Source organism: Bacteroides reticulotermitis JCM 10512 (assembly GCF_000517545.1).
Lineage (GTDB): Bacteria > Bacteroidota > Bacteroidia > Bacteroidales > Bacteroidaceae > Bacteroides > Bacteroides reticulotermitis.
Genome location: NZ_BAIV01000012.1, coordinates 47,000 through 59,038, shown reverse-complemented (window position 1 = coordinate 59,038; position 12,039 = coordinate 47,000). Strand labels below are relative to the sequence as shown.

The window sequence follows — 12,039 nt, the reverse complement described above, 5'->3', positions numbered from 1 at the left end:
ATGAATTCAGAGAATAATGCTATTAAATATTTCTCAGGTCAGGCTGTCTACACGACTTCGTTTACACTGTCGGAACTTCCTCAAAAGGAATTATATCTTGATTTAGGTAAAGTAATGGTTATGGCAAAAGTGACTTTGAATGAGGCGTATGTAGGCGGTGTCTGGACTGAACCTTATCGCTTGAATGTTACAGATTATCTAAAAAAAGGAGAAAATAAGCTAGAAGTAACTGTCGTCAACAACTGGCAGAATCGTCTTATTGGTGACCAACTTCTTCCGGAAAATCAACGCCCTACCTGGACAAATGTCAATCCTTGGAAAGCGGACTCCTCATTACAGTCTTCCGGGTTGCTAGGACCAGTGGAAATACAGAGCTTTGATTATGAAATGAGATAGTCTAAACCTATCACCAAAAATAAACTCACTTTTTAGTGGTAGATCTTTTTTAAATCGTTCTGATATTAAACAAAGATTATTAATTGTTATTTCTATGAATATGAAAAACTTATTTTATTGGTACTTGCTTATTGTAGGTATGTGGTTGTTTTCATCTTGTACCGCCAATCTGGAACAAGTGGAAACAACAGATTTAGACCGGGAATCAGTTTTTGCAGATAGTGCATATACGGCGAGATTCCTATCACAAATCTACACGGATGTGGGCTACGATGTTAAGCCCAATCGTTTTAAGACAGAGGCTTTTGGAATGGCAATCGAACACGGAGGGCTGCAGACTGCATGTGATGAAGCAGCGTATAAAGTTGTTTCTGATGTAACCAATGATGTGATGTTTGCCACTGGCACCATCAATCCGGTGAACGCAAAGGAAGATGATGTATGGAAAATAGCCTACGTTAATATTCGGCGTGCGAATGTATTTATGAAGTATGTAGAAGGAAGTCCGATTACCGAAAATGTAAAAAAACAGTATAAAGCGGAAGCCCGATTTTTACGTGCGTGGTATTATTCCATGCTGTTGCGGCATTATGGCGGAGTGCCATTAATTGGTGATAATATATACGAGGTGGACGACGATATGAAAACTAGTCGCGACACGTATGCCGACTGTGTGAAGTATATTGTGGACGAGTGCAATTTGGCTGCGCTTGATTTACCAGATAAATTCCGAGGTATAAATACCGGGCGTGCCACTGCCGGCTCGTGTAAGGATTAATCTCACGTATTCGTTTGTACGAAGCCAGTGCGTTATTCAACGGTAGTGACTTTGGGAAAACCTCTGATTTTCCCAAAGAACTGATAGGTTATATTGAGTACGATAAGGAACGCTGGAAGGTGGCTGTCGATGCCGCTCTCGATGTGATAAAGATGAATACTTTTGCCATTTACTCCTGTCATATCTGTAATGACCCAACCGATAAGAAAGGAACTCCCGAGCCGGATGGGGATTCTATGCTATATTTCATAATAACGATTTTTATAAAATTCCCGACGGAGGAGCCGGAGTGATTTATCCTGATGGTACATATGCTGAAATGCTATTTGAATACCGACCTGGAACAGGCAACCAACGCGAAGCTTTGTTTGGTGCACCGAGTTGTGGAGGTAACGGCAATGGTGGCTATATCTATCACGATATGGTAGAACAATTCCCAATGAAGGATGGTAAGACTATAAATGATCCAAGTTCTAAGTATTCTTATAACCCATTGAAACCTGATGAAGGACGAGATCCGCGTTTTGCTAATACGGTGGTTTGGAATGGATCGAAATTAACTAGTGCAGGTGATATGAATCATGTGGTATATACTCATGTGGGTGCAGGTGTCACCTCCGATTCTTTTGGATCGGGTACGCCAACTGGATACTACATACGTAAATTTGGTCATCGTCAATTGGCCGGTAATCATTGGTTAGCCACTTCTCAGGCATTCGATTTGATTCGTTATGCCGAAATCTTGCTAAACTATGCCGAAGCTGCTAACGAATACTACGGACCAAACCACGAAGAAGTGTTGGGAGAACATATTGTAAGTCCATACAATGTATTGAAGACACTTCGTGAACGTGCTGGAATTGAACCGGGAGACGATGGAATGTACGGATTAAAACAAAATATGACTTACGAAGAGATGCGAGATGCTATTCGTTTGGAACGCTATATTGAGTTGGCCTTCGAGGGGCATCGTTTCTTCGATGTACGGCGCTGGATGATTGCTGAGCAAACTCAGAATAAGCAAATGCGGGGATATAAAATAGAGAGAAGTACTAATGGAATTGAAAAAGGAACAATAGTGAATGTGCGTAAACATACTTTCCGTAAAGCAATGTATTTCTTCCCTATTCCATATAAAGAGACGGTAAAGAGCAAAGAATTGCTACAGAATCCTTATTACGAATAATTTTTTATTTAAAAAGTGTATAATATGAAACTGAATATGCGATTTGTAATTGGGGCATTCTTGACATTGGCTCTAAGTGTCAGCTCTTGCGACACGTTTAAAGATGAAATGAGCCCTGAAAGTTATTCGGAAGCAACTAAACATATAGATGGCAATTGGCAATTGTCCGCTGTTTCCCGAAACGGGGTAGATATAACGAAATATATGGATTTCACTCGCTTCCGCATTGTATTGAACAAAGACAATACATATGAAATGAAAAATTATTTGCCTTTCATTGTGAGAAATAACGGAACATGGCAGGTAGACGATCCACTATATCCATTTCACCTCTCTTTTAAAGAAGAAGGAACGAACAAAGATGTAAAGACTGAAATCGGATTTTTGACCGTAGATGGAGAACGCAGGTTGACTATTAAGTTGAGTCCGGGGTGTTATACAAATAAGTATCTCTATACTTTTAAACAAGTAGCAAAATAACGATTTAATGTAATCTTATGAAAACAAGTAGTAAACAAAAAAATAGAAGTTATAGGGCAGCCGGTCTTCTACTGTCGATTATGTTTATAGTGGTCGGATGTGTTTATCTCGATTATGTCAACATCAATCAAGGTACTGCAGATGAACCTATTTATTGGGTTAAAGCTGGAGAGACTGCCACTTTTACCGTAAAAGGGCATATTGAGGCTGCTGAAGATCAGACAAGAAGATTTCTCGTGGCAATATTAGTTCCTAAAACCTGGAATGCACGCGAAAATACCACGGTAACCTATGTGGCCGATGGTGTGGAAGATGGCGTTACTTCGTTTCCTATGTCACCGGTAGATACCAAATTGGTACCGAAGAATGCAACAGTACCTTGGTCGGAGTTATTGATGGCAGAATATGGAGTAAGCACCAATGTACTCAATGATATGGAATGGGTAGCTTTTCGTACTGATAAGCTCTATCCCATTAAAAATCACGATTACGCCAACATTACGATCACTTTAAAGTGTAAAGCCGGTCCTAAAAATCTGCGTTTCAAACCAGCCTTCTTCATTAATTTCGCGGAAGATGACTTTCCTGGAGATGATAGATATAAGAAGTATAGTCCTGGTAGCCAGTGTTTTGATGTCGTAGAGGGAGATGGGGGAGTAACAGACTTCTGTGCTTTCCATTTCAATAAAGTAGAACCATTGGCAGCATTGCAGGATGATTTTGTCACATTCTCTTTTTTGGGTGACATCTATACCAATGAGCTTGTGAATGCTGATGCTATCTATATGGAAGCTATAGCATACACCGACAATGGCAAAGTATATACCGTGGCTGAAAAGAATGAAAAAACGTTGATGGCCAAAGAAGATCGCGCATTTAGTAATATTTATAATCTTACCATTTGGCCGGCAGGTTTCTTTGGGATCTCGGAGGGTGAGACCATTACTCGAATCGACTATATATTCACAAACGCAGACGGTACGGTCAATATTACTGGAACAGATGACAAAATAGCTGCGGAAGGGGGCGAAGTAGAAGGAGAAGAAGAACCATTTACCAGTGAACTTATATGTGAATAAACTGTCAGTATTATTCTTTTTATTAATATTAAAAGATAGATGAATTATATGTATAATATAGCAACTAAAAGAAATGGTCGGTTTTATTCTGCATTGTTTGCTGTCTGTATGCTTTTGGGATTGATGGCTCCAAATGTATTGGCACAAGAAACAAGTAATACCGCTGATATAACCGGAAGGTAGTCGACCAATATGGTAATCCGGTTTCGGATGTGACGATAACCATGAAGAATAAAGATTTTAAGGTAATAACCGATAGCGATGGCATTTTTAAATTTGAATTGAAGAAGGGAGACGTATTACGTCTGTCGCATCCGGGGTTTCTACATAAAGAGTTGAAGGTGGGCAAACTAAAGAGTACTGAGCGTATTTTTAGAGTGACATTAAGCGAACAGTTTATTAAAGAGACAAAAACGATTAACAGGCCATATGATGTAACAGATAAAAAGAGTTTCTTAGGGGCGGCCTCTACAGTTTATACGGACAAACTCTCGTCTATGATGGGAACCACCATACTTCCTGCTTTGGAAGGTCGTCTTCCTGGTTTAAACGTTACTCAGTATCGAGGTGCACGTGCTCATCAGACTACAGCCAATTTCAAAGGCGATATAATAGGCAATATTCCCTTGTTCGGTACAGGATTTTATAGTGACAATACTGAATTCAATGTCGGCTCACGTGGTATAGGTCCGGTAGTGGTGATTGATGGTATTCAAAGAGAACTTTATTCGATAGATCCGGATGCCATTGAGTCTGTATCTATCCAGAAAGATGCTTTATCATCCATGTTTTTGGGTATGCGCAGTTCGCGTGGTGCATTGGTGATTACAACCAAAGAGCCTATTAACCAAGGATTCCAATTGTCGTTTACCGGACGCTTTGGGGTTCAAAGTGCACTTAAAACGCCTAATCCTTTGTCGTCGCACCAATACGCCTACTTACTGAATGAAGCATTGCAGAACGATGGCAAGGACCCGTTTTATACATATGATGATTTCAATAAGTTTCGCACACAATCCAATCCTTACACGCATCCTGACGTGAACTGGTTTGATGAAATTTTGAATAAGAGTGCCATTACCCAATCATATAATCTGAATGTGACTGGTGGCAACAAATTTGCACAATACTTTGTCAATGTGGGCTATGTGGGCGAAAAAGGGCTATTCTCAAATCCTTCGTCAAGCGATGCACACGACACTAATCTGTCGTTCTCCCGCTATATGATTTCCTCAAAAGTGAATATCAACATAACTGATGATTTTACTGCAAAAGTAACTTTGCTGGGGCGTGTAGAAGACGGTAATCAGCCTGGTGTGTCTTACGGCAATCTAATAAATTCAATCTATACCACTCCCAATAATGCATATCCTATTAAGAATCCAAACGGTACATGGGGTGGTAATGTGTCATTCGACAATAACTTGATATCACAAGCTATTAACTCTGGCTACATTACAGATTCTGCTCGTGATATGGTGGGAGGCATTAACTTGAAGTACAGTTTTGATAAATTGGTGCAAGGATTATCTGCTCGTATGGTGGGCAATATATCTATTCAGAACCGTTCGTATATCCAACGTAGCAAGCGTTCTCCGATATATGCTATAGTATTGATAAAGACGGTAAAGAGATATATACTCAGTATGGATCAAGCGATACGCAGTCTAATAGCTTCAACTCGGTAACTAGCTATCAACAGATGTATGGTCAGCTTGCCATAGACTATAATCGTCGCTTTGGTGCACATGGCGTTAAAGCTACGGTAATGGGAGATACTCGTCATACATTGATAAACTATGATTTGCCACAATTACCCTCTAATATCATCACGGATGTAACTTACGATTATGCTGAGAAGTACTTTGTGCAGGCTGCGTTAAGCGAAAGCTATTACAATCGATATGCTCCGGGCAAACGATGGGGAACTTTTTATGCTTTTGGACTTGGATGGGATATAAGCAAAGAAAATTTCATGGAAAACGCCGATTGGCTTAATCAACTGAAGATACGTGGAACATTTGGTAAAACGGGTAATGGTATGGATAACTCCGGTTACTATATGTATCAGCAAACTTTCTCACACAGTGGAACGTCTGGTTATCCGTTAGGTACTGAAATGTCGAGTTTGGGAAATGTGACGATGGAGAATACTCCGTTGGCGAATCCTTTTATGACTTGGGAGAAGGCGCATAAATTGAATGTGGGAGTAGATGTGGCTATGTTTAATAATCGACTGAAACTTACAGCTGATTACTACAATGATAAATATTTCGATTTATTGCAGAATAGAGGCAAGAGTATCGAACTGATCGGTCAGTCTTATCCGGTAGAGAATATTGGAAAAATGCGTCGCTTTGGTGGAGAATTGTCTGTTACCTATCAGGACCGCGTAAGTGATTTCAACTACTACGTTTCCGCTAATTGGAGTTGTGATCAGAGTAAGTTGCTCTATATGGACGAACAAGAGGTTCCGGAAGAATATTTGCGCCAAACTGGACGTCCTGTAGGGGCTATCTACGGACTGGTAGCCGATGGTTTCTTTACTACTAAAGAAGAGATTGCAGCCAGCCCTGTGATTGACGGATTCGACATCCAACCGGGTGACATTAAGTACAAAGATTTGAATGGTGACAATGTGATCAATGAATTTGACCGTACTGTGATTGGTGGCGATAAACCCTATTCCTATTTCGGAATTGATTTAGGATTTGAATGGAGAGGAGTAGAATTTTCTATGTTCTGGCAAGGAGCTTACAATCGTGATCTTTATTTGCAGGATTGGACTTTATTAGAAGGATTCCAAGCAAATGGACGTTACTACGGACAAGCTTATGAAAATATGTTAGGAAGATGGACACCGGAAACGGCAGGGACCGCTACACTTCCGCGACTGACTGCCGGTGGAAATAATTACAATCGTGGTAATGATTGGAACTCTTCTTTCTGGTTGCGCTCAGGAAACTTTATCCGTCTAAAGAATATTAGCTTGGGATATAATTTACCAGATTCATTCTGCCGCAATTATTTGGGTGGGCTACGTGTAAAAGTATTTGTTAACGGGCAAAATTTGTTCACAAAATCAGCGTGCGATTTGGTCGATCCGGAAGTTGGCTTCACAAGCTATCCATTACAGCGTTGCATTAGTACAGGTATTAATCTCAGATTTTAATGAATTATTGTATGATACGAAATAAATATTTAACATTCTTAGGGGCAAGCTTATTATTCATAGCCTCGGCTTGTAATGATGGATACGAAAAAGATCCGGTAGAACGGTTTACACTCGATTATTTGTTTTCAAGAGTCGATTCGGCAGGAGTACAGTCTCGGTACTTCTTGAACAACATCTATTTAGAACATTTATTCAGTGGATACAACCGTGTAGATGATGACTTCTTAGATGCCGCTTCGGACGATGCAATTTCTATCGATAATACTGATCCTACAGTTTATAAGTTGCTAATAGGACGTTACTCAGCCATTTCGCGATTGACAGATATGGAATGGGGAAGTTACTATCAAGGTATTCGTAAAGCGAATCTCTTGATTGATAATATTGATGTGGTGCCTTTTAACATAAAATACATCAATGCATTGGGGGAAATGAAACCGTTGAATGCTACAATGAAGGCAGAAGCCCGTTTCTTAAGGGCGCATTTCTATTTCGAATTGGTGAAGCGCTATGGAGGTGTTCCTTTGGTGAACGATAATATATATGAATTAGGAGATGATTTGCAGCTTTCGCGTAATACATTTGCACAGTGTATTGACTACATTGTCAGTGAGTTGGACGAAATTAAAGATGATCTTCGTTCGTTACCGATGTCGGACGCTACTGAATTTGCACATGCTCCTACAAAAGAGGCTTGCTTAGCAATGAAAGCTAGAGTGTTGTTGTATGCAGCTAGTCCACTATTCAATGAGAGCCCCTTAAAAGTAGGGAATGAATTAATAGGTTATGCGTCTTACGACCGCGAACGTTGGAATTTGGCAGCTCAGGCAGCTAAGGATCTGATTGATCAATTCGGACCGAAAGGAAAAGGGACGTTGAATTTAGCTCAAGATTATCGCAATATCTTTTTGAATTTCTATGGTGCGAACAATCCGGAACTGATATTCTTTCGTCCGGTAGGCAAAAACAAAGCAATAGAAACGGCTAATGGACCATTAGGATTCTCAGGGAACTCCTTAGGTAACGGAAATACGAATCCTACACAGAATTTGGTAGAATCATTCCCGATGAAAGATGGCAAAATGCCAGGTCAGAGCGATAAATATATCTATAATCCAGTAGATGATCCGTTTAAAAATCGTGATCCGCGCTTGGACTTAACGGTGTTGCACAATGGTTCTAGGTGGCTGAACACGACCCTTGAAACTCAAGTAGGTGGAACACACAATCCTTCGGGAGCAAAATATAGTCGGACGTGTTATTATATAGCGAAGTTTGTAAAGGATTACCAGTCTACCAGTGATTATGCGGATGATACGCACTTATGGGTAATGTATCGTTATGCTGAAGTGTTGCTGAACTATGCCGAAGCACAGAATGAATATTTGTCAGTACCCTCGAAAGAGGTCTATGACGCTATTATTGCATTGAGAATACGTGCGGGTATTGAGTCGGGTGATAACAATTTATATGGTTTGAAAGCGAATATGACACAAACGGAGATGCGTACAGTTATTCAGAATGAGCGTCGTGTAGAAATGGCTTTCGAGGAACAACGTTATTGGGACATTCGCCGTTGGAAAATTGCGGAAAATGTATTCAAGAAGCCTTTGAGAGGTTTAAGCATTCAGATTACGGGTGCTAAAACTAATTATTATGAAATAGATGTGATGTCTGCTACATTTGACGCGAAACGCTATTTCTATCCGATTCCGTATTCGGAAGTGATAAAGAATAAAAATATGGTTCAAAACCCGAATTGGTAATATGCTATGAAAAGAATATTTTTAATATTATTGAGTCTAAATCTGTTTACGCTTGTCTTTGCACAATCGTTAACAGTAAAAGGGAAGGTTTCTTCTACTGATGGAGAATTGCTTCCGGGGGTAAACGTAAAAGTGAGGAATACTGCAATTGGTACAATTACGGATTTTGACGGTAATTATCAGTTGACAGTAAATAAAGGTGATGTGTTGGAATTCACTTACATTGGTTTTAAGAAGCATACGTTGAAAGTAGAAAATCAGCGTAATTGGAATGTGGAACTTATGCCGGATCAGACTAATCTTGACGAAGTGGTAGTCGTAGCATACGGTAAGGCGAAACGCATTACGCTGACCGGTGCAGTGAGCGGTATACAGGCACGTGAGATTCGAAATGTGCCAACTAGTAGTTTGCAGAACGCTTTGACCGGTAAATTACCGGGATTCTTCAGCCAGCAGTCTTCTGGGCAGCCGGGTAAGGATGCTTCCGACTTTTTCATTCGTGGTGTCAGTTCTTTGAATAATGATGGTAATAAACCATTGATTATTGTAGACGATGTGCAGTATACATATGATCAGTTGTCACAAATCAATGTGAATGAAATTGAAAGCATCTCAATCTTAAAAGATGCATCAACAACAGCTATTTATGGGATCAAGGGTGCAAATGGCGTATTGGTGGTGAAAACGCGAAGAGGACAAGAAGGAAAACCGCAGATTAACGTGCGTTTGGAAGGTGGTATGCAGACTCCCGTGCGGACGCCAAACTTTTTAAACTCGTACAATACGGCAATTTTGGTGAATGAAGCATATGAAAATGATGGTATGCCCAGATTGTTCTCGAAGGCAGATGTGATGGCATTTAGAGACCACACTGACCCGTACGGGCATCCGGATGTGAACTGGTATGATGAGATTTTTAAAAAGAGCGCCTTTCAGGAGAATGTGAATGTGGATATTTCTGGAGGTTCTAAAAAATTGAGATATTTTGTTTCTGCCGGTTACTTTTCACAAGATGGTATGGTGAAGAACTTTGGTACAAAAGAAAATGGAGTGAATTCGAACTACTTTTACCGCCGTTTCAATTATCGTACCAATATAGACTTTGATGTGACGGACAAATTGAATATGCGCCTAGACGTATCTTCACGTTTTATGAACATTAATGAGCCGTGTAATATGAACGCAACAGGTGAGATCTATGACTTTTCCAAGATGCATCCCTATTCAGCTCCGGTAATGAACCCAAATGGTTCTTACGCTTTTCTAAATGATACGGAAGGATATAGACCTACGCTGAATGCCCGTTTAGCAAACGAAGGTTACAAACGTACTCGCCGTAATGACAATAATATGTTATATGGAGCTACTTGGAAGATGGATTTCTTGACAGAGGGTCTTGCTGCGAATTTCCGTTTGGCTTATTCAAGTGTAGACGAGAATTACCGACAAGTTAATCGCGGAGATTATCCTACTTATCACTATAATTCATCAACAAACTAACATGTCATTAATCCGAATAAGAAATACGACTATGGGACATACTCGGTAACCAGCGGTACGGAAAAAGCTACCAAGGATTTGAATATTCAGGCCTCGTTGAATTACGCTCGTGTATTTAAAGAAGATCATGATCTTAGTGCTATGTTCTTGTACAACCATCAAAGTACTACGGTGGATAGGGATGGTGGGGTATCAGCGGCTGTTCCTAACAACTTCGAAGGATATACCTTAACAATGGGGTATAAATATAAGAGTAAATATTTGATTGATGTCAATGTTGCTTATAACGGTACCGACCGCTTTGGTAAAAATAACCGCTTTGGGTTCTTCCCAGCTGTAGGTGTTGGTTATGCCATTTCAGAAGAAAACTTCTTTAAAAATGTGGATTGGTTGGAAAAGAACGTTCAGTTACTGAAGGTAAGAGCTTCTTACGGTTTGGTGGGATCGGATGTTGCTGCTGGCAACCGCTATTTGTATGAGCAAGTGTATCAACAGAGTGGCAACTATCAGTTTGGCGACTATCCTGGGGATACACCGATTATCAGAGAAGGTGATTTAGGTACACCCAACGTTACTTGGGAAAAAGCGAAGAAATTTGATGTTGGTTTGGATATGAACTTATTCAATAATATCTCATTTACTATTGACTACTTCCTCGACAAACGCTACGACCAGTTAGTTACAAGAGCTGATGTTCCCTTAGTGATTGGGATTGGATATGCTCCTAGCAATGTGGCTAAAACAACCAATCAAGGTTTTGATGGTCAGATTAGCTATCAGGATCGCTTTGGGAAATTCGATTTCAATACTAGCTTAGTGTTCTCTTACGCAAAGAATAAAGTTGATTTTAAAGCCGAAGCTCAGCAAAAGTATCCATGGTTGACGGAAACCGGAAAGCCACTGAACCAACCGTTTGGATATAAATGGATTGGATATTATACTCCAGAGGATATTGAGATGATAGCTGCTGCAAAAAATGATCCTACGATTAACGCTCCGGCAGTGCCTTATACGGATATGCCTGTTCAGGCTGGTGATTTGAAGTACGCCGATTTAAATGGTGATGGTTCAATCGATGACTTCGATAAAGGTGCTATTGGTAAGCCTAACCTACCTACTACTACATTGGGGTGGTCATTTGGGGGATATTGGAAAGGATTTAGTTTTAATGTCTTGTTCCAAGGGTCATTCGATTATAGTTTCGCAATTAATGGTACTGGTATAGAGTCGTTCAAAAGCCAATTCCAGCCTATCCATACTGGGCGTTGGACATTGGAACGCTATCAAAACGGAGATGAAATAACCTTCCCGCGTTTGACGACGAATCCTTCTACGGTTAATAGTGCGGGTACCTATATGTCTGATTTCTGGTTGATTGACGCATGGTATATTCGTCTGAAAACTGTCGATTTGGGATATCAACTTCCTAAAAAAGTATTGCCAAAATATGTGGATAATATTCGTTTTTATGTGAATGCTTATAACTTACTAACATTGACCGGTTATGACAAGTATCAACAAGATCCTGAGATTAAAACAAATACAGCAGGGGATGCGTATATGAACCAACGTGTTGTGAATTTTGGTGTACAATTGACATTCTAACTAAATGATTAAATGGATATAAATATGAACAGATATAAAATTGGAATATTCTTATTACTTCCTTTGCTGTGTGG

The 12,039-nt window shown here is 40.0% G+C and carries 7 protein-coding genes and 2 pseudogenes; all 9 read left to right on the top strand.

What is annotated here, in order from left to right; genetic code table 11:
• The 9 genes and pseudogenes from JCM10512_RS23705 to JCM10512_RS08795 all read left to right on the top strand — a co-directional run bounded on the left by JCM10512_RS23705 (position 1) and on the right by JCM10512_RS08795 (position 11,965).
• On the top strand, positions 1–396 hold the full coding sequence (locus JCM10512_RS23705; RefSeq protein ID WP_244437050.1) for a glycosylhydrolase-like jelly roll fold domain-containing protein: 396 nt from the start codon (positions 1–3) through the stop codon (positions 394–396).
• A gap of 100 nt (positions 397–496) precedes the next feature.
• A complete protein-coding gene (locus JCM10512_RS23700; protein WP_158332195.1) occupies positions 497–1,174 on the top strand; it encodes a RagB/SusD family nutrient uptake outer membrane protein in 678 nt (225 codons plus the stop codon).
• A 14-nt stretch (positions 1,175–1,188) separates the two neighbouring features.
• Positions 1,189–1,467: a hypothetical protein gene (locus JCM10512_RS23695; protein WP_148298333.1), complete on the top strand. Its 279-nt coding sequence runs from the start codon at positions 1,189–1,191 to the stop codon at positions 1,465–1,467.
• Complete coding sequence (locus JCM10512_RS23690) at positions 1,464–2,360, top strand: RagB/SusD family nutrient uptake outer membrane protein (RefSeq protein WP_244437047.1); 897 nt, start codon at positions 1,464–1,466, stop codon at positions 2,358–2,360. The genes JCM10512_RS23695 and JCM10512_RS23690 overlap by 4 nt, the downstream gene beginning before the upstream one ends.
• A 24-nt stretch (positions 2,361–2,384) precedes the next feature.
• Entirely contained in the window at positions 2,385–2,840 is a 456-nt protein-coding gene (locus tag JCM10512_RS08815) for a DUF5004 domain-containing protein (RefSeq protein WP_044162297.1), read from the top strand.
• An 80-nt stretch (positions 2,841–2,920) separates the two neighbouring features.
• Complete coding sequence (locus JCM10512_RS08810) at positions 2,921–3,919, top strand: DUF4961 domain-containing protein (protein ID WP_158332194.1); 999 nt, start codon at positions 2,921–2,923, stop codon at positions 3,917–3,919.
• 48 nt (positions 3,920–3,967) lie between these two features.
• Positions 3,968–7,091: pseudogene (locus tag JCM10512_RS25060) on the top strand (SusC/RagA family TonB-linked outer membrane protein).
• Between the two features lie 11 nt (positions 7,092–7,102).
• Positions 7,103–8,860: a RagB/SusD family nutrient uptake outer membrane protein gene (locus JCM10512_RS08800; protein WP_044162386.1), complete on the top strand. Its 1,758-nt coding sequence runs from the start codon at positions 7,103–7,105 to the stop codon at positions 8,858–8,860.
• A 6-nt stretch (positions 8,861–8,866) separates the two neighbouring features.
• Positions 8,867–11,965: pseudogene (locus tag JCM10512_RS08795) on the top strand (SusC/RagA family TonB-linked outer membrane protein).
• Positions 11,966–12,039 lie beyond the last annotated feature (74 nt).